Origin of the sequence: Pseudomonas sp. 8BK (assembly GCF_902506475.1) — a bacterium.
Classification (GTDB): domain Bacteria; phylum Pseudomonadota; class Gammaproteobacteria; order Pseudomonadales; family Pseudomonadaceae; genus Aquipseudomonas; species Aquipseudomonas anguilliseptica.
The window spans coordinates 3,240,828-3,259,690 of record NZ_LR733252.1; the positions used below are offsets into that span (position 1 = coordinate 3,240,828).

At 60.9% G+C, this 18,863-nt stretch carries 16 protein-coding genes; 14 read left to right on the forward strand and 2 right to left on the reverse strand.

The window, feature by feature from the left end:
* The first annotated feature begins 16 nt into the window (after nt 1-16).
* From ACIN8IBEIGE_RS15200 to ACIN8IBEIGE_RS15225, 6 genes are all read left to right on the forward strand, one after another.
* A complete protein-coding gene (locus ACIN8IBEIGE_RS15200; protein ID WP_160015391.1) occupies nt 17-1,288 on the forward strand; it encodes an OprD family porin in 1,272 nt (423 codons plus the stop codon).
* Nucleotides 1,289-1,317: 29 nt separating this feature from the next.
* The gene (locus tag ACIN8IBEIGE_RS15205; protein ID WP_160015392.1) at nt 1,318-2,295 is read left to right on the forward strand and encodes a tripartite tricarboxylate transporter substrate binding protein; all 978 of its coding nucleotides are present in this window, start codon (nt 1,318-1,320) and stop codon (nt 2,293-2,295) included.
* A gap of 152 nt (nt 2,296-2,447) precedes the next feature.
* Nucleotides 2,448-2,891 carry a tripartite tricarboxylate transporter TctB family protein gene (locus ACIN8IBEIGE_RS15210; RefSeq protein WP_160015393.1) on the forward strand — a complete coding sequence of 148 codons (444 nt, stop codon included), beginning with the start codon at nt 2,448-2,450 and terminating at the stop codon, nt 2,889-2,891.
* 2 nt (nt 2,892-2,893) lie between these two features.
* On the forward strand, nt 2,894-4,402 hold the full coding sequence (locus ACIN8IBEIGE_RS15215) for a tripartite tricarboxylate transporter permease (RefSeq protein WP_160015394.1): 1,509 nt from the start codon (nt 2,894-2,896) through the stop codon (nt 4,400-4,402).
* Nucleotides 4,395-5,426 carry an AbrB family transcriptional regulator gene (locus ACIN8IBEIGE_RS15220; protein ID WP_160015395.1) on the forward strand — a complete coding sequence of 344 codons (1,032 nt, stop codon included), beginning with the start codon at nt 4,395-4,397 and terminating at the stop codon, nt 5,424-5,426. Before ACIN8IBEIGE_RS15215 ends, ACIN8IBEIGE_RS15220 begins: the two co-directional genes overlap by 8 nt.
* A 147-nt stretch (nt 5,427-5,573) precedes the next feature.
* On the forward strand, nt 5,574-6,440 hold the full coding sequence (locus tag ACIN8IBEIGE_RS15225) for a DUF6279 family lipoprotein (RefSeq protein WP_160015396.1): 867 nt from the start codon (nt 5,574-5,576) through the stop codon (nt 6,438-6,440).
* Here ACIN8IBEIGE_RS15225 and ung read toward each other — a convergent pair.
* The gene (gene ung, locus ACIN8IBEIGE_RS15230; RefSeq protein WP_160015397.1) at nt 6,437-7,132 is read right to left on the reverse strand and encodes a uracil-DNA glycosylase; all 696 of its coding nucleotides are present in this window, start codon (nt 7,130-7,132) and stop codon (nt 6,437-6,439) included. The two genes, ACIN8IBEIGE_RS15225 and ung, sit on opposite strands and share 4 nt — an antisense overlap.
* A 296-nt stretch (nt 7,133-7,428) precedes the next feature.
* Here ung and ACIN8IBEIGE_RS15235 point away from each other — a divergent pair, with 296 nt between their 5' ends.
* Nucleotides 7,429-8,415, forward strand: a complete 987-nt coding sequence (locus ACIN8IBEIGE_RS15235) for an extracellular solute-binding protein (RefSeq protein ID WP_256665186.1) — start codon at nt 7,429-7,431, stop codon at nt 8,413-8,415.
* Complete coding sequence (locus ACIN8IBEIGE_RS15240; RefSeq protein WP_160015399.1) at nt 8,412-10,085, forward strand: GGDEF domain-containing protein; 1,674 nt, start codon at nt 8,412-8,414, stop codon at nt 10,083-10,085. Before ACIN8IBEIGE_RS15235 ends, ACIN8IBEIGE_RS15240 begins: the two co-directional genes overlap by 4 nt.
* Before the next feature lie 519 nt (nt 10,086-10,604).
* On the opposite strand, the gene ACIN8IBEIGE_RS15245 is transcribed toward ACIN8IBEIGE_RS15240, so the two are convergent.
* Nucleotides 10,605-11,486, reverse strand: a complete 882-nt coding sequence (locus tag ACIN8IBEIGE_RS15245) for an AraC family transcriptional regulator (RefSeq protein WP_160015400.1) — start codon at nt 11,484-11,486, stop codon at nt 10,605-10,607.
* Nucleotides 11,487-11,619: 133 nt separating this feature from the next.
* On the opposite strand from ACIN8IBEIGE_RS15245, the gene ACIN8IBEIGE_RS15250 reads away from it, so the two are divergent.
* The 6 genes from ACIN8IBEIGE_RS15250 (at nt 11,620) to mmsB (ending at nt 18,846) form a co-directional block, all read left to right on the forward strand.
* A complete protein-coding gene (locus ACIN8IBEIGE_RS15250; protein ID WP_160015401.1) occupies nt 11,620-13,113 on the forward strand; it encodes a CoA-acylating methylmalonate-semialdehyde dehydrogenase in 1,494 nt (497 codons plus the stop codon).
* A gap of 270 nt (nt 13,114-13,383) precedes the next feature.
* Nucleotides 13,384-14,631, forward strand: a complete 1,248-nt coding sequence (locus ACIN8IBEIGE_RS15255) for a substrate-binding protein (RefSeq protein WP_160015402.1) — start codon at nt 13,384-13,386, stop codon at nt 14,629-14,631.
* Nucleotides 14,632-14,637: 6 nt separating this feature from the next.
* On the forward strand, nt 14,638-15,804 hold the full coding sequence (locus tag ACIN8IBEIGE_RS15260) for an isobutyryl-CoA dehydrogenase (RefSeq protein WP_160015403.1): 1,167 nt from the start codon (nt 14,638-14,640) through the stop codon (nt 15,802-15,804).
* Nucleotides 15,805-15,911: 107 nt separating this feature from the next.
* Nucleotides 15,912-16,730, forward strand: a complete 819-nt coding sequence (locus ACIN8IBEIGE_RS15265; RefSeq protein WP_160015404.1) for an enoyl-CoA hydratase — start codon at nt 15,912-15,914, stop codon at nt 16,728-16,730.
* Between the two features lie 20 nt (nt 16,731-16,750).
* Complete coding sequence (locus ACIN8IBEIGE_RS15270) at nt 16,751-17,854, forward strand: enoyl-CoA hydratase/isomerase family protein (RefSeq protein ID WP_160015405.1); 1,104 nt, start codon at nt 16,751-16,753, stop codon at nt 17,852-17,854.
* Nucleotides 17,855-17,961: 107 nt separating this feature from the next.
* Complete coding sequence (gene mmsB / locus ACIN8IBEIGE_RS15275) at nt 17,962-18,846, forward strand: 3-hydroxyisobutyrate dehydrogenase (protein ID WP_160015406.1); 885 nt, start codon at nt 17,962-17,964, stop codon at nt 18,844-18,846.
* Nucleotides 18,847-18,863: the final 17 nt, after the last annotated feature.

The window sequence follows — 18,863 nt, forward strand, 5'->3', positions numbered from 1 at the left end:
CAATGGAGACCACAGGATGCCGACTGCATCTCATCAGGCGCTTGCGCCTGCTCACCTGCTTAGCCTGGCCATCGCCGCCGCGCTGCTTGCCCCCGCTGCCCATGCCGATTTCGTGGCTGACAGCAAAGCCAGCCTGACCACCACCAATATCTACCTCAATCGTGATTTCCGCGAAGGCACCAGCAGCCAGCAGAACAAGCGTGAAGAGTGGGGCCAGGGTTTCTGGCTCGATGTCCAGTCCGGCTACACCGAAGGCACCGTGGGGTTCGGCCTTGATGCCCTGGGTCTGGTTGGGGTCAAACTGGATTCCGGCGGTGGCCGCACCGGCACCGACCTGCTGCCGGTACAGGACGATGGTGGCACCCCAGACCAGTTCGGCCGCCTGAGCCTGACGGCCAAGGTCAAGGTCTCCAATACCGAGCTGCGCTATGGCTCACACGTTCCAGAACTGCCCGTGGTCAAGGCCAGCGACAGCCGCCTGCTGCCGCAGGTGTTCGAAGGCGGCCTACTGACCTCCAGCGAACTCGAAGGCCTGACTTTTACCGGCGGACGCCTGGACAAGGTGATCGACCGTGCCTCGACCAACTCCGAAGAGCTGATCCTCAATAGCAAGAACCGTCGCTTCGCCGGCGGCGTGACAGCTGATCACCTAGATCTGATGGGCCTCGATTACAGCTTCAACCAGCAGCTCAAAGGCCGCTATTACTTCGCCGACCTCGACGATATCTACCGCCAGCACTTCTTCGGCCTGCTCGCCAGCCAACCGCTGGGCAGCGGCACCCTCAGCGCCGATATACGCCTGATGCTGAGCAAGGACAGCGGCGCATCCAATGCCGGCAAGATCGACAACCGCGCCGTGGGCGCCATGCTCAGCTACGCCATCCACGGTCACAAACTGGGCCTGGGCTTTCAGGACATGAGTGGCGACACCGGTTATGCCTACATCGATGGCAGCGACCCGTTCCTGGTCAACTTCGTGCAGATCAACGACTTCGCCAACGCCGACGAGCGCTCCTGGCAGGCCCGTTACGACTACGACTTCGGCAAGCTCGGCGTACCCGGCCTGAGCTTTATGACCCGCTACATCAAAGGCAGCGACGCGCAAATCGCTGGCACTGATGACACCGGCGGCGAGTGGGAACGCGACATCGAGGTCAAGTACGTGGTGCAAAGCGGGCCACTGAAAGATGTCTACGTACGCCTGCGCAACGCCAGCTTCAAATCCGATTTCGCCCGCGATGCGGACGAGAACCGCGTCATCGTCGGCTACACGCTGCCGATCTGGTAATCCACAATAAGAGCTCAGAGGAATACCCCATGAAAACTGCCTTTACCCGCATCGCCCTGGCCACCGCCTGCATGGCCTTTGCCGGCCAACTGCTGGCTGCCGAACCCAAGCGCCCGGAATGCATCGCCCCGGCCAAGCCCGGCGGCGGCTTCGACCTGACCTGCAAGCTGGCGCAGAGCGGCCTGAAAGACAGCGGCCTGCTGAAAGCACCGATGCGCGTCACCTATATGCCCGGCGGTGTCGGCGCGGTGGCCTATAACGCGGTGATCGCCCAGCGTGCCGATGATCCGGGCACCATCACCGCATTTTCCAGTGGCTCTCTGCTCAACCTGGCGCAAGGCAAATTCGGCCGTTACGACGAAACCGGCGTGCGCTGGCTGGCTGCCGTAGGCACCGATTACGGCGCCATCACCGTACGTGCCGACTCGCCGTATCAGAGCCTGGACGACCTGGTTCAGGCCCTGAAAAAAGACCCGAGCAGCATCGTCTTCGGCGCTGGCGCCACCATCGGCGGCCAGGACTGGATGCAGACCGCGCTGATCGCCCGCCTGGCCGGCATCGACCCGAAAAACCTGCGCTACGTGGCTTTTGAAGGTGGCGGCGAAACCCTCACTGCCATGCTCGGCGGCCATGTTCAGGTCACCTCCAGCGGTCTGGGCGAAGTCACCCCGCAGCTGGCGGCGAAGAAAGTACGCATCCTCGCCGTGCTGTCCGATGAACGTCTGCCCGGCAAACTGGCCGACATCCCCACCGCCAAGGAACAAGGCTATGACATCTCCTGGCCGGTGATCCGCGGCTTCTATATGGGCCCAGAGGTCAGCGACGAGCAGTACAACTGGTGGAAACAGCAGTTCGACAGCCTGCTCGCCCGTGAAGACTTCGCCACCCTGCGCGAGCAGCGCGACCTGCTGCCGTTGTCGGTGACGGGCGACGAGCTGAAAACCTTGGTCTTCAAGCAAGTTGAGGAATACAAGGCGCTGGCTGGCGAGTTCGGCCTAATGCAATAAGCGGCCACGCCGCAATTCGTAGGATGGGTCGGGCCACGTAGGTTAGCCGCACAGCGGCGCGGCCCATGCTGTGATACCCCATGGGTATCGCTGCGCTCAACCCATCCTACGGCTTCACGGTCTTTCCCTGACCCTCGATTAGGTAATCCACCATGTACGTTCGCCTGTTCGCCGCGAGCTGGCTGCTGTTTTGCGCCGTTCTCGCCGTCATCGCCTGGGGCTTCCAGGCACCCTTCGCCTACGACCCGGTGGGGCCGCGCGCCTATCCGTTGCTGCTGCTGAGCCTGATGGCTGCTGGCAGCCTGTGGCTGGTTTTCAAGCCCGGCTTGCTCGAGCAGACGCTGAATACCCGCGCTGCCGTGCGCGCCGTGCTGTGCATATTGGCGCTGCTGGCTTACGCGCTGCTGTTCGAAGTGCTCGGTTTCGTCATCAGCACCACGCTGGCCACCTTCGCCCTTGGCCTGCTGTTTACCGGTCGCCCACTGCCCTGCGCCATCAGCGCCGTACTGATGGGTGTGCTGCTGTATGGCCTGTTTGATTACCTGCTGGATGTGCCGCTGCCCCTCGGCCTGTTCGAAGCCTTCGTGGAGAGCTGAAAATGGAAACCCTGAATTTCTTGATGCAAGGCTTCGAAGTCGCGACCCGACCGGAAAACCTGCTGGTAGCCTTGTTCGGTGCCTTTGTCGGCACCATCGTCGGCCTGCTCCCAGGCCTGGGCCCAATCAATGGCGTGGCGCTGCTGCTGCCACTGGCCTTCGCCCTCGGCCTGTCGCCGGAAACCGCACTGATCCTGCTCGCCGCCGTGTACCTGGGCTGTGAGTATGGCGGACGTATCTCGGCGATTCTGCTAAACGTACCGGGCGACGCCGCGGCAGTGATGACCACCCTCGACGGTTACCCACTCGCTCGCCAGGGCAAGGCCGGAATCGCCCTGTCACTGTCGGCCGTCAGCTCGTTTATCGGCAGCATCATCGCCACCTGTGGCGTGGTGCTCTTCGCCCCGATCCTGGCGAAGTGGGCGGTGGCCTTCGGCCCGGCCGAATACTTCGTGCTGATGATTTTCGCCATCGCCTGCCTCGGCGGAATGGTCGGCGACAAGCCGGTGAAAACCCTGATGGCCGCGCTGATCGGCCTGGCCCTGGCTACCGTTGGCGTGGACTCGACCACCGGAGTGTATCGCTTCACCTTCGGCAGCGTCAGCCTGTCGGACGGCATCCAGTTCGTCATCGTGGTGATCGGCTTCTTCAGCGTCAGCGAAGTGCTGCTGATGCTGGAAAAAACCCACAACGGCCAGAAAGCGGTAAAGGCCAGCGGCCGTCTGCTGTTCAACTTCAAGGAATTCTGCTTCAGCTTCTGGACCATGGTGCGCAGCGCCGTGGCCGGCTTCGTTATCGGTGTGCTGCCGGGTGCCGGAGCGACTATTGCCAGCGCCATGACCTATATGACGGAAAAGCGCATGGCCGGCCCGAACGGTAAGTTCGGCGACGGCGACCTGCGTGGCCTGGCGGCGCCGGAAGCGGCCAACAACGCCTCGGCCTGCGGCTCGCTGATCCCCATGCTGACCCTCGGCGTACCGGGCTCGGGCACCACGGCGGTGATGATCGGCGCACTGACGCTGTACAACATCACCCCAGGCCCGCTGCTGTTCGAACAGCAACCGGATGTGGTCTGGGGCCTGATCGCCTCGCTGTTTATCGGCAACGTGATCCTGCTGGTGATGAACATCCCGCTGGTTGGCCTGTTCGCCCGCATGCTCAGCGTACCCAACTGGGTGCTGGTGCCGGCGATCACCGTGATCAGCATGGTCGGCGTCTACGCGGTGCACAGCACCACCTTCGACCTGGTGCTGATGATCGGCCTCGGCGTATTCGGCTATATCCTGCGCAAGCTGGATTTCCCGCTGTCGGCACTGATCCTCGGCTTCGTCCTCGGCGAACTGATGGAAGATAACCTGCGCCGCGCCCTGTCGATCTCTGCTGGCGACCTGAGCATCCTCTGGAACAGCCCGATCAGCCTGTGCCTGTGGGCACTCACCGCGCTGATGTTGGCTCTGCCAGGCCTGCGCTGGTGGCGTTCGCGCCGTGCGGCGCAACTGGCCAATGCCTAAGTCGTCTGCGCTCACCGGCTGGCAAAGCTGGTGGGCCACCCCTTTGGTCGGCCTGTTAGGCGGCTATCTGGCCAGCCTGATCGGCTGGCCTTTGCCGTGGATCATCGGCTCGCTGCTGGCGGTGATCGCCGCCCGCTGCAGCGGCTGGCTGATCAGCGAACTGCCAGGCGGACGCAAGACCGGCCAATGGCTGGTGTCCAGCGCCATCGGCCTGCATTTCACCAGTGAAGTATTCGGCCAACTGCTCAGTCACTTCGGCGTGATTCTGCTCGGCGCCCTGCTCACCCTGCTGCTCAGCCTGATCGGCATCATCGTACTGCGCCGCGCCGGCCTCGATCGCGCCACTGCGTTCTTCGCCAGCATGCCGGGTGGTGCCAGCGAGATGGTCAACCTGGCGCAACGGCACAACGCCGAAACCGCCAAGGTGGCCGCCGCCCATAGCCTGCGATTACTGCTGGTGGTATTGCTGATTCCGGCAATCTTCACCTGGAGCCTGCCACCCATCGCACCGCCAGCACCTGCAGCGGTGAGTTGGCCCTGGTTGGCGGTACTGCTACCAGCTGGCGCGCTACTGGCTTGGCTATGGGGACGTTTGGGCCAACCCAACCCGTGGATGCTAGGCCCGCTGACTGTCTGCGCCGTAGCCAGTGTCAGCTTCGATCTGCACCTGGGCTTGCCCGATGGCCTCGGCCAGACCGGCCAATGGCTGATCGGCTGCGCCCTGGGCTGTCACTTCGACCGCAATTTCTTTCGCAGCGCACCGGGTTTTCTCGCACGCATCCTGCTGTTCTGTCTGCTCGCCATGCTCGCCGCCGCCGCGTTGGGCCAAGGCCTGGGCTGGCTGGCCGGGGAAAACCAGAACGCACTGATGCTCGGCATGATGCCCGGCGGCATCACCGAACTGTGCCTGACCGCAGAGGCCCTACACCTCTCGGTGGCGCTGGTCACGGCCCTGCAGGTGCTGCGGCTGTTTCTGGTGATGTTTCTCGCCGAACCGTTATTCAGGCTTTGGCAACGCAGCTGAAAGCACTTTAGCGACCACGTTTAGCCCGCCTTGTGCGGGCTCTTTTTTGCCTGCATACCGGCAGTTTTTGTTTAACAGATATGTCTACGGCAACGCACACAGGCACGTCTGACGTACCCTCAGGCCTTCACCACCGAGGCATCCTCCATGAGCGTATTGCGTTGGCCTGCCGTGAAAACCCTGCTGCTATTGCTCTGCCTGAGCCTGCTGATCAGCGCCTGCAGCCGTGCAGGCCTGGCCTATCGCAACCTGGACTGGCTGCTGCCCTGGCGCTTGAACAATTACCTGAACCTCGACAGCCAGCAACAGGCCTGGCTAAAACCCCGCTTACAGACACATCTGCAGTGGCACTGCAGCGCCGAGCTGCCGCGCTATATCGACTGGCTGCACACCACCGAAAGCATCCTCGCCCAGCCGCAGCCAGACAGCGCTCAGCTGCTTGAACAATTCGTCCAGTTCGATGCCGCGCTCAAACGCATCGGCATCGAGATCACTCCCACCGCTATCGAACTGCTGCAGGGCCTGAGCGAGCAGCAGGTTAGCGAGCTCTACGCGGCGCTGGATGAAGACAACCTGGAAGACCGCCAGGACTTTCTCGACCCGCCCCTGACCACCCAGATCAGCGAACGCCAGACGCGCATGCAGGAACGCCTACGGCCCTGGCTCGGCCGCCTGAATAAGGCGCAGACAGAACATATTGCTGATTGGGCCAACAGCCTCGGTGAGCAGAACCGTCTGTGGCTGGAGAATAGGCAGCTGTGGCAAGCCGAACTGCGCAAAGTGGTCGCCGAACGCGATAGCGCCGACTTCGCCGAGCGGCTGACGCCGCTGCTGCAACAACGCGAGCGCTTCTACAGCGACGAGTACCGCGCCAGTTATGGCCGCTCACGCCTGGCGTTGGCCACGCTGTTCAGTCAGCTGTTGAGCAATAGCGATGAAGCGCAGCGCGAGCGCCTGAGTCACCGCTTGCGCGACCTGCGCAGGGATCTGGCCGAGCAACAGTGCAGCGTTTAAGCCGACTCGGGCAGGCGCCAGTCAATCGGACTTAGCCCATGCTGCTGGAGGAACTTGTTGGTGCGGCTGAAATGGCCGTTGCCGATAAAGCCACGGTGCGCCGACAGCGGCGAAGGGTGCACGGATTTCAGCACCAGGTGCTTGCTGACATCGATCAGTTTTTCCTTGCTCTGTGCATGGGCGCCCCATAGCAAAAACACCAGGCGCTCCTGCTGCTGACTGACCACCTCGATCACCTTGTCGGTAAACGTCTGCCAGCCGATCTTGGCGTGGGAGCCAGCAATGCCATGCTCCACGGTCAGCGAGGTGTTAAGCAGCAACACGCCCTGCTCCGCCCAATGCTGCAGGTTGCCGTGATCGGGAATGTCGATATTCAGGTCGCGCTTGAGCTCTTTATAGATATTCACCAGCGACGGCGGCGTCTTCACCCCAGGCTGCACCGAGAAGCACAACCCATGGGCCTGCCCAGGCCCGTGGTATGGATCCTGACCGATTATCACCACCTTGGTCTGCGCCAGCGGCGTGGAGTTGAGCGCATTGAAGATCAGCGAGCCAGGCGGATAAATCTGCTTGCCGGCAGCTTTCTCGCAACGCAGGAAATCGCCCAGCTCGCGCATATAGGGCTTCTCGAATTCTGCATGCAACGCGGCCTTCCAGCCGGCTTCGAGTTTGACGTTATCGGCGGCGCTCATGCCTGAATCCTGCTTAAACCAACGAAGACGGCACGCTAAGGAAGGCGCCCAGGCAAGTCAAGGCAAACGGCGTTACAACAGCGGTTGTAGCACCCGATGATAGATGCGGTTTCTGTATTTGCGATGAAACAGAGCCTGGAGAGGCAATGCGATAACTCAGCAAATTCTCTTCAAGCAAACAGGCCAAGAGGCTTCTGCACTACGGCTGCTACTGACCTAGACTGTGGAAAAAAGCAAAGGCCACTACCGTGCTACTACGCTCGCTGACATCCATAGTTCTACTGTGTCTACTTAGCTTGCCATTGCAGGCCAAGCCGCTGCTACGCATCCTGGCATGGCCAGGCTATGCCGACACAGACTTGGTAGCAGCCTTTGCCGAGCACTATAACGCCGATGTAGACGTCACCCTTGTCGGCAACGATGACGAGTTGAGGCTTAAGCTGAGCAAGGATGACGGTAAGCATTTCGACGTAATTGCCGCCAACACCTCTGAAATCAACCACTTCGTTCAACAGCAGTTGCTGCAACCCTTGCGCCTGGCGAATTTGACCCGGCGCAGCGGCCAGCTCCTGCAGTTTCGTCAGATCAACAACATCCCTGGCTTGATGCATAAGGGACAGGCCTATGGGGTCCCTTATGTCTATGGCGAGATGGGGCTGATCTATAACCGTAAGATGATGGATAGTCCACCGAACTCAATTGACAGCCTTTGGGATCCCAAATGGCAGGGGCAGGTGCTGGCCTATGATGGCAGCAGCCACAGCTTCTCCCTGGCCCGCCAAGCTCTTACTAAACCACCCTTCGCCATACCTACCGAAGAGATGCCCGCGACTGTAGCCAAGCTGATTGAATTGCGACGTAACGTGCTGAGTTTTTACAGCTTGCCGGAAGAGTCGGTCAGCCTCTTTACGCAAAACTCCGTTGCCTTGATGTATGCCAACTACGGTCGTCAGCAACTTAAGCTGTTACAGGATGCAGGGGCCGACGTGGGTTACGTGATACCCCAGGAAGGTGCATTTGCCTGGCTGGACTGTTGGGCAATTACTCGCACGACACCCAACCGTGACCTGGCAGAGCAGTGGATCAACTACAGTCTTGAGCCACAAGTCAGCGGCGCCTTGACTGAACGTCAGGGCCTGGAAAATACCCTGCGCACCCTGCAAGCCTCAAACGCACCCTTGCGCCTGATTTGGCTTGAACCTGTGGCAAACGCCGAACTGCGCGCCAAGCTCTGGCAATCCATACTAGCCGGGGAGCGCCCGGAAAATCTGGTGCAGCCTTGAAACTCAGCCTTGGCAACAAGCTCACCGTACTGCTCTGCTTATTCGGTTTGCTGCTCAGTGGGCTTGCCAGTTACTACTCCCTGAGCAGCAGCAAGCAAATCTTGGTTGCTGCTGCCAAGCGCGATCTGCTGGTGGCCAATCAAGTATTGGGGCGCAACCTGCAGATCAGCCTGGAAAACTTCGCCAATGACCTTAAGGTACTCAGCACCCAGTCGCAACCAGTTGACGTACTTGAAGACACACCAAGAAGCAACAGAGAGGCTGTGGAGTTAACCCAGCTATTTACCTCGATGCTCAACGCACACCCCGAGTACCAGCGTATTCGCCTGATCGAGGCGAAAAACCATGGACTGGAGCGCATCAACGTTGATCCCCAAGGCCCAATCTCCAGCAACGCGTTACAGGAAAAGGGCCATTTCCCCTATGTGTTTAAAACGTTGCAGTTAGTGCCGGGGCAGCAGTTTTTTTCTGAGATAGCCCCTTCTCGCCTGGATCCGGACAAAGCGCTAACACTCCATCTGGCAAGCCCTATCTGGAAAAACGACCAGCAAGTGCTCGGTCTGATAGTACTGAGCATCGATGTCAAGAAGCTGTTCAGTCGCCTACAGCGCGAAATACCCGATTACTATCAGTTGTTTCTGGCCAACAGCCAGGGCGAGCTACTGCTCAACCCTGAGCGCAACACGTCCCAAGGCAGAGACCAAGGCCCCAGCGTAATGATTCAAAGCCAACTGCCAGAATTGCTTGCTCTACTTGAAGGGCAAAGCACTAACATGCTCAGTATTCTGCCAGCCAAACGTGAACAGCCGACTCGGCTAGCGGCCTTCACCAGCGTCAGCATCGAAGCTGAAAGCAATCATTTGTTGCTGGGCCTAGCAGTCCCTGAGGAACATATTCTCCAAGCATCCCGCGAGCTTGATCAACGCCTGGTACAGATTATCGTGGCTCTCAGTTTGATCACCCTGCTGCTCTCACTGTGGCTGGCGCGCAAGATGATCCGTCCTCTGAATCAAATAGGCCTGGCAATAGCCCACTTCAGCAAGAACCTCAGCCTGCAGCCACTGCCAATTGAACGCGGCGACGAACTCGGCAAATTAGCCAGGGATATCCGCGCCATGCAGGAAAAAATTCTCGCTCAGATAATCGAGCTCAACACCAACCAGCAAGAGCTGCAGCACATGGCGCACAACGACCCATTGACCGGCCTACCCAATCGACGCCTGTTCTTCGATCGCCTGCAGCACGCTATCAGCAACGCCAAGCGCAACGGCAAGCTGTTAGGCCTGCTCTATATTGACCTTGACCACTTCAAGGAAATCAATGACAGCCACGGCCATGCCGCCGGTGACAAAGTGCTGGGTAACGTAGCCCACTTGCTCGGCTCGGTTACTCGCAGTGGCGACACCGTGGCCCGCTTAGGTGGTGACGAGTTCGTCATACTCTTCGACGAGGTTGAAAACCGCGCCACCTTGCTGGGTATTGCCCAGAAGTTATTGGCCTTACTGCAAAACCGCCTGTTGATCGATGGTAAAGATCTGCAAGTGCGCGCCAGCCTCGGCATCAGCCTTTACCCGCAAGACGGCAGTGATGCGCAGACGCTGCTGCAAAATGCCGACCGCGCCATGTACAGTTCTAAATGCAGTGGTCGAAACACAATCACCTGCGCCTGAATAACTGCACTGGCCTGGAACAGCGCAAACGCGTCCAGCTTGCGAAGCCAAGGCCAAGCAGAATCGCTCGGACAAATCCACCGTCATCCATACGCTGCTGACCATCCGTTGATTAACGAGCCTTTCGATAAGGTCGAAATCGACCGAGCACTTTCGACTTCTAAAGTCATCGAAGAAAACGATTTCGCCCCCAATCCGAAGATTTGCTGCAGACGATAAAAATCGTCGAGGCATTCGCTTGCTCGTCATGTACGTGGCATTCAGCCCGTATTAGAGATAGGGTCGCAGAGCAAGCAGCTACCGGCTTTATGCGAGGTCTGCTGATCACCTATCGCGGATAGCATCCATGATGACGATGAAGACACTGCTGTGGAGTGGATCGGCGGCAACGCCTTCCGCAAAGCCTACGACGAGACATCGATAATCCCGCAGAAAAAGCACGCTAGAAGCACCACAGGCAGCCAGGGTTTAAAAGAGCAATAGATAGCAGCAGACATCGTCCTCAATCCAACTCCTAACTCACCCCTGATGCAGCGCCCGGTAATGACTGGGCGCCATGCCCACCACTTTGCGAAATAACCGCGAGAAGTAATACACATCGTCATAGCCCAACTGCTCGGCCACCTGGCGGATACCCTGTTCGCCCTCGTCGAGCAGGCGACAGGCGTGGGCCATTTTCAGTTGGATAAAGTCCTGAATCGGCGCATGGCCGGTCAGGGCGCGGTAGGTTTTGGCGAAGTGAAAGCGCGACAGTTTGAACTGCGCGGCCAGCTCGTCGAGGTTTAGCGAGTCATGCAGATGGGCGCGCATCACCGCCTGTACCGCGTCTACATCCAGCACCCGTCCGGATTTCAGGGTGGTACGCGCCGGCAGCACCGCCAGAGAAGTGAGCAGTACCTGCAACTGATGCGCGGCATGTACGAAATGCGCCAGGTTCAAGCCCTGCTTGCGCAGGTTGAGCAAGGCGTCGAACTCGGCCAGCAAACGCGGTTGCACGCCAATGCGCCACAGCGGCCCCTTGCCCAGTGGCTTGAGAAAGTCCGTTACCAGCTCGCCGTCAAAATGCACCCAGTACAGCGTCCAGGGCTTGTCCACATCCGCGCCGTAGGCGTGCGCCGCGCCTTTGGGTAACAGCAGCAGATCGCCACCACTGACAGCTAATCGTCCATCCATTGTCTCCAGCCAGCCCTGCCCGGAACGGCAGTAAATCAGCAGGTGATCCTCCGGCTGCGGGCGATGCATGCGGTGGCCCAGCGCCTCGGGGTAGTAACCCAGGGCCAGGGGATAACAGCCCTGCCCGAGGGGATGCTTTGCCAATAAGCGGCGCAGCCGGGGCGGCGTGATAAAGCGCACGCCATTGGCCGGCAGTGGCCAGTTGGAGGTATCGACCTGCGCGTTCATAAGCACCTGGCTACTGATTCAATCCCAAGATAGTCCATCTGAAGGCCAAGATCGTCAATCCACAAAGCCGAGTAAGGCGGCTATAACACTGACAAAACAACAATCGGACCTCAGGTCCCGCGTGGAGAACACAATGGCCAAGGCAATCGCGCAGTTGATCGACGGTGAATGGCGCGAAAGCCGCGCCCGCGAATTTATCGAAGTCACCGACCCGGCGACCCAGGAAGTTCTGGCGTTGGCACCCAAGGCCACCGCCGAGGAAATCGAAGCGGCGATTGCTAGTGCCAAGGCAGCCTTCCTCACCTGGCGCGAAGTGCCAGTCTCCGACCGCGCGCGGGTGATGCTGCGTTACCAGCATCTGCTCAAAGAACACCATGACGAGCTGGCGGAAATTCTCGCTGGAGAAACAGGCAAGACCCTGGCCGATGCCAAGGGCGATGTCTGGCGCGGTATCGAGGTGGTCGAGCAGGCCTGCAATATCGCCAGCCTGATGATGGGCGAGACCATGGAGAACGTGGCCCGCGACATCGACACCGCCAGCTGGATTCAGCCGCTGGGCGTATGCGTCGGCGTCACCCCGTTTAACTTCCCGGCAATGATTCCGTTGTGGATGTTTCCCCTGGCCATCGCCGCCGGCAACACCTTTATTCTCAAGCCGTCCGAGCAGGACCCACTGACCCCCAATCGCCTGGCCGAGCTGTTTATCGAGGCCGGCGCGCCCAAGGGCGTATTGCAAGTGCTGCACGGCGCGCGCGAAGTGGTCGACAGCCTGCTGACCCACCCGGATATCCGCGCGATTTCCTTCGTCGGTTCGGTGCCGGTTGGTCAACACATCTACCGCACCGGCACTGCTCACCTGAAGCGAGTGCAGGCGTTTGCCGGAGCGAAGAACCATATGGTGATCATGCCCGACGCCAACAAGCAGCGGGTGCTGAGCAACCTGGTTGGCGCCAGCTGCGGCGCGGCCGGGCAGCGTTGCATGGCAATCAGCGTGGCGGTGTTTGTCGGCGAATCGAAGCAGTGGATCGACGAGCTGCAAGCGCAGATGGCCGACCTGCAACCCGGTTACTGGACCGATGGCCACGCCGCCTTTGGCCCGCTGATCAGCCAGCAGGCCAAACAGCGCGTGCTGCGCCTGATTGCCGAGGGCAAGGCGGAAGGGGCCGAATGCCTGCTGGATGGCTCGCACTGCGCAGTCGAGGGCTACCCCAACGGTAACTGGGTCGGCCCGACCCTGTTCCGTGGCGTGACCGCAAAAATGAGCCTGTATCGTGAGGAAATCTTCGGCCCGGTGCTGGTGTGCATGGAAGTCGATACCCTGGAAGAAGCCATCGAACTGGTCAATGCCAGCCCCTACGGCAACGGCACCTCGATCTTCACCCGCTCGGGCGGCGCGGCGCGGCATTATCAGCACGCGGTGGAAGTCGGCCAGGTCGGTATCAACGTACCGGTGCCGGTGCCGCTGCCGTTCTTCTCCTTCACCGGCTGGAAAGGTTCGTTCTACGGCGACCTGCATGCCTACGGCAAACAGGGCGTGCGCTTCTTTACCGAAACCAAAACGGTCACCAGCCGCTGGTTCGATGAAGACTCCGTAGCCGGCGCAAATATGACCATTCAGTTGAAATAAGAAGGGTGACAGCCCTGTTAGAGCCTGTTTTACGAGCTCGCGAGCTAGAGTCCGGCAAGGCGCTACGTAGTAACAGCCTCCGGCTGGTCAAAACGGTGAGAAAGCGGAGTGTACTTTTGTACATGAGCATTCCGAGGCTGTTTTTAACGCAGCAGGGCCGACGCGCAGCAGCTCGTAAACAGGTTCTTAGACCAATAGACGATCTCAACAATTAGTCCAATGGCGTAAAAAGTTCTCCGAGTTCCAACAACAAGAACAAGGAGAACTGCCATGCAACGACTGACCACCGCCCTGGCCCTATGGGCCGGGCTTACTGCCTGTGCGCAGGCGGCTGAGCCGATTACCCTCGGCCTCAACTACCCACGCACCGGCCCCTATAAGGAAGAAGGATTGGCACAGATGCGCGGAGCTTTGCTGGCCATCGACGAGCTCAACGCCCAGGGCGGTGTGCTCGGGCGGCCGCTGCGTCTGTCCAGCAAGGACACCGCGTCGCGTCCGGCCAAGGCAGTGAAGAACGTCGACAAACTGGCTAGCGAAGGCGCGGCCATGCTGTTTGGCGGATCAAGCAGCGCGGTGGCCATCGCCTCCGGCAAGCGTGCGGCGCAGCATCGGCTGCTGTATTTCGGCACCCTTACCTACTCCAACGACACCACCGGCAAGGATGGCCACCGCTATATGTTCCGCGAGTGCAACAACGCCTGGATGAGCGCGCGGGTACTGGGTCAATACCTGAGCAAGAACCTGCCGAACAAGCGCTACTTCTATATCACCTCCGACTACACCTGGGGCCACACCACGGAGAGTTCGTTGCGCCAGACCACCGGCAGCGAAGGCAGCGGCCAGCATCCGGGGCTCAAGGTGACCTTCCCCGGCGCGCGCCTGGCCGACTATCAGGATGCCCTGACCCAGGCCGCATCGAGCAAGGCCGAAGTGCTGGCCCTGGTGCTGTTCGGCGAAGACCTGGTACGTGCCATGCGCATCGCCAAGGATCTGGGCCTGACCGAGCGCATGCAGATCGTGGCACCCAACCTGACCCAGAGCATGGTCGAACAAGGCGGCCCTGGTTTGATGGAAGGCGTGATCGGTACCGAACCCTGGACCTGGCGCGTACCGGCACTGGAGAAATCCGTGCGCGGCGAAACCTTCGTCACAACCTTCAGCGAACGCTACGCGATGTACCCCTCCAGCTCTGCTGCATCGGCCTACAGCATCGTCTATCAATGGGCCGATGCCGCCAAACGGGCGAACAGCCTGGACAGCGAAGCGCTGATCAAGGCCCTGGAAGGCCACAGCTATCAGTTGCTCAAGGATCAACAAACCTGGCGCACCCTCGACCACCAGAACCTGCAGACGGTGTATGCCGTCAAAGTCAAAGCGCGCGCCGACGTGCTGAAAGACCCGCTCAAACAAGACTACTTTGAAATCGTCGATCGCCTCGACGCCACCCAAGCGGCACCCAGCCTCGCCGAATGGCAGGCCGAACGACGCGCCGCCGGGCAACCCCTGACCCTGCAATGAGGACTTATGGATTTCGAACTCAGCGATGAACAACGCCTGCTGGTAGACAGCGCCCGCCAATTCGCCAGCCGTGAACTGGCCCCGCATGCCTCCGACTGGGACCGCGACCACCACTTCCCGGTGGATGTGATCAAGCGCGCCGCCGAGCAGGGCTACCTGGCGCTGTATATCAAGGAAGACGATGGCGGCCTTGGCCTGTCCCGGCTGTCGGCCTCGCTGATTTTCGAACAGCTGTCGGCCGGCTGCATCGCCACCACGGCGTTTCTGACCATCCACAATATGGCTTCGTGGATGCTCGCCTCCTTCGCCGACCAGGCGCTGAAAGATGCCTGGCTGCCGCGCCTGGTCAGCGGTGAACTGCTGGCCTCCTACTGCCTGACCGAGCCGGACGCCGGCTCCGACGCCGCGCACCTGCGCACCCGCGCCAAGCGTGACGGTGACGACTACGTGCTGGACGGCAGCAAGTGCTTTATCTCCGGCGCTGGAAGTACGGATGTCTTGATCGTTATGGCGCGCACCGGCGAGGACAGCGGCGCCAAGGGCGTGTCCTGCTTCCTGGTGCCGGCCGACGCCGAAGGCGTTAAATACGGGCGAAATGAATTGAAGATGGGCTGGCGCGCCCAGCCGACCCGCACCATCACATTCGAAGGGGTGCGTATTCCTGCGGGCAACCGCATCGGGCCTGAGGGCCAGGGCTTTGTTTATGCAATGAAGGGCCTGGATGGCGGGCGCATCAATATCGCTAGCTGCTCGCTGGGCGCGGCACAAGCGGCGCTGGAGCAATCGCTGCGCTACGTCGAGGAACGCAAACAGTTCGGCAAGCCGCTGAGCGACTTCCAGTCCCTGCAGTTCAAGCTCGCCGACATGCTCACTGATCTGAGCGCCAGCCGGCAGATGGTGCGCCTGGCGGCACACAAGCTGGATCACGGCCACAGTGAAGCCAGCCTGTATTGCGCCATGGCCAAGCGCTTTGCCACCGATCACTGCTTCACCCTGTGCAACGAGGCCCTGCAATTGCACGGCGGCTACGGCTACCTCAACGACTACCCGCTGGAGCGCTGGGTGCGCGACAGCCGCGTGCACCAGATACTCGAAGGCACAAACGAGATCATGCGGGTGATCATCGCCCGCCGTCTGCTGGATCAGGGCGGCATGCTGGATCGCCTGCTGTAAACCTTGCCTAGGGCGGGTGTAACCCGCCATTGACTTTGCGGGTTACACCCGCCCTACATGACTAAATCCTAAACAGGTCCTAAGTCATTGCAGAAATGAGGAACCCTATGAGCCACGCCATCGAAGCCTATCACCCCGGCGTTTTCGACCTGACCCACAAGCTCACCGTGGAAAAGCACGGGCATACCGCGCTGATCACCATCAACCAGCCACCAGCCAACACCTGGGACCGCGACTCGCTGATCGGTCTCAAGCTGCTGGTTGAACACCTCAACCGCGACGATGACATCTACGCCCTAGTGATTACCGGCCAGGGTGGCAAGTTCTTCAGCGCTGGCGCCGACCTCAAGCTGTTCGCCGACGGTGACAAGGCCCGCGCCCGCGAAATGGCTCGCCGTTTTGGCGAAGCCTTCGAAGCGTTGCGTGATTTCCGTGGTGTATCGATTGCCGCGATCAACGGCTACGCCATGGGCGGTGGCCTGGAGTGCGCCCTGGCCTGTGACATCCGCATCGCCGAGCGTCAGGCGCAACTGGCCCTGCCGGAAGCCACGGTCGGCTTGCTGCCCTGTGCCGGCGGCACTCAGCATCTGAGCTGGCTGGTCGGTGAAGGCTGGGCCAAACGCATGATCCTCTGCGGCGAACGCATCGATGCGGAAACCGCCCTGCGCATCGGCCTGGTCGAGCAGGTGGTGGACAGCGGTGAAGCCCGTGGCCATGCCCTACTGCTGGCGGCGAAAGTCGCTCGGCAAAGCCCGGTGGCAGTGCGCACCATCAAACCGCTGATTCAGGGCGCCCGCGAACGCAGCCCGAATAGCTGGCTGAGTGAAGAGCGCGAGCGCTTTGTCGACCTGTTCGACGCCGACGACACCCGCGAAGGGGTCAACGCCTTCCTGGAAAAACGCGACCCACAGTGGCGCAATAAATAATCCGTAGGGTGACAACCACAATGAATGTGCAATTCGAAGAACGCCCGACCCAACACGGTTACCGCATCGGTATCGCCAGCCTGGATGCCGAAAAGAGCCTCAACGCCCTGTCGCTGCCGATGATCGAAGCGCTGGATGCCAAGCTCAAGGCCTGGGCGGACGACCCGAGCATCGCCTGCGTGCTGCTGCGCGGCAACGGCCCCAAAGCGTTCTGCGCTGGCGGCGACGTGGTGCAGCTGGTGCACCAGTGCCGCGAACACCCGGGCGAAATCCCGCCCCTGGCGCGGCGTTTCTTTGCCGACGAATACCGCCTCGACCACCGCATCCACACCTACCCGAAACCCTTTATCTGCTGGGCCCACGGCCATGTGCTGGGCGGCGGTATGGGCCTGATGCAGGGCGCCGGCATCCGCATCGTCACCCCAGGCAGCCGCCTGGGTATGCCGGAAGTGAATATCGGTCTGTACCCGGATGTCGGCGGCAGCTGGTTCCTCGCGCGCCTGCCGGGCAAGCTCGGCCTGTTTCTCGGCCTGACCGCCAGCAGCATCAACGCCCGCGACGCCCTGGACCTGGACCTGGCCGACCGCGTACTGCTCGACAGCCAGCAGGAGGATTTACTTAACGGCCTGGCGCAGCTCAACTGGCAGGAGCAAAGCGCGCAGCAACTGCACAGCCTTCTCAAGGCCCTGGAAAATCAGGCCCTGCCTGAACTGCCAGAAGCCCAGTGGCTACCGCGCCGCGCGCGTATTGATGAGTTGCTCGACAGCGCCGATCTGCCCCACGCCTGGAATGCCATTAGCGCCTTGCACAGCGACAGCGACCTGCTGCTGGCCCGCGCTGCCAAGACCCTGGTCGGTGGCTGCCCGCTGACCGGGCATCTGGTGTGGGAACAGATCAAGCGCGCCAAACAGCTGTCCCTGGCCGAAGTATTCCAGATGGAATACGCCATCAGCCTGAACTGCTGCCGCCACCCGGAATTCCCCGAAGGCGTGCGCTCGCGACTGATCGACAAGGATCACGCGCCACGCTGGCATTGGCCGGATGTGACGAGCATTCCGCAGCAGGTGATCGACGCGCACTTCGCCCCGGCATGGGATGGCGCACACCCGTTGGCGGACTTGTAAGGCATATCGGCGTAGGAACGGGCCATGCCCGCGATGCGGCTTCGCGGGCATGGAACCAGGCGTCCCATCTCCTACAACAGTGTTTTCAGCGCGACAGGAGCATAAAAATGACAACAATCGCTTTTATCGGCCTCGGCCATATGGGCCTGCCGATGGCCCGCAACCTGCTCAAGGCCGGCTTCAACCTGAGAGCCTTTGACCTGCTGCAAGCGGCCGTCGAAGACCTGGTCAAGGACGGCGCGCAGGCCGCCAGCAGCGCCCTGGATGCAGTGCAGGATGCCGCGGTGGTGATCAGCATGCTGCCCGCCAGCCGGCATGTTGAAGGCCTGTACCTGGGGGAGAACGGCCTGCTGAGCGCGCTCAAACCCGGCAGCCTGGTGCTGGAATGCTCAACCATCGCCCCTGAAGTCGCACGCAAGGTGCATCAGGCGGCCAGCGCGCGCGGTATCGAACTGCTTGATGCCCCCGTATCCGGCGGCACCGCCGGTGCGGCAGCGGGCACCCTGACCTTTATGATCGGCGGCTCGGCAACCAGGCTGGAAAAAGCCCGGGCAATCTTCGAGGCCATGGGCAAGAACATCTTCCATGCCGGCCCCGATGGCGCAGGCCAGGTGGCCAAGGTATGCAACAACCAGGTGCTGGCGGTGCAGATGATCGCCACCGCCGAAGCCATGGCCATGGGCGTGGCTAACGGTCTGGAGCCCGTAGTACTGGCCGAGATCATGCGCCAGAGTTCAGGCGGCAACTGGACGCTGGAGAAGTACAACCCCTGGCCCGGCGTGATGGAAAATGCACCGGCCTCCAAAGGCTACAGCGGCGGCTTTATGGCCGAACTGATGGCCAAGGACCTTGGCCTGGCCCAGGAGGCCGCTCAGGCCAGTGGCAGCAGCACGCCCATGGGCGCCCTGGCATTGCAGCTGTATCGCCTGCTGCTCAAACAAGGCAAGGGCAAGCAGGACTTCTCGGTAGTGCAGCAGTTGTTTGTCGAGTAACCGCGCAGGCAGCAAAA